We start from the raw sequence: 213 nt of genomic DNA, 5'->3' as shown, positions 1-213 counted from the left end.
ATTAAAAGTTAATACTAAAGTTAGCAAAAAAGCGTCGACCTATCGAATCATAAATAGCTTCATTACCACCACTAGCAGAAATATATGCAGGAGGTAACTTATCAGTTACATTGCGAAGGCCAAAATCTACACGCGCAATATCAAGTACATTGTAACTTGCTGAAATATCATGCGTGACTATAGAGGCAACGTAACCAGGCTGTAAATCCTCTT

At 37.1% G+C, this 213-nt stretch carries 1 protein-coding gene; it reads right to left on the bottom strand.

Translation table 11 applies throughout. The annotated features are described in order from the left end of the window. Position 1: 1 nt before the first annotated feature. Positions 2-213 (bottom strand): hypothetical protein (locus V6260_RS19255; protein WP_341595625.1); only part of this gene is annotated, 212 nt, incomplete at its 5' end.

This window comes from Pseudoalteromonas aliena (assembly GCF_038155085.1).
Lineage (GTDB): Bacteria > Pseudomonadota > Gammaproteobacteria > Enterobacterales > Alteromonadaceae > Pseudoalteromonas > Pseudoalteromonas aliena_A.
This window is presented reverse-complemented; position numbering and strand designations above follow the sequence as displayed.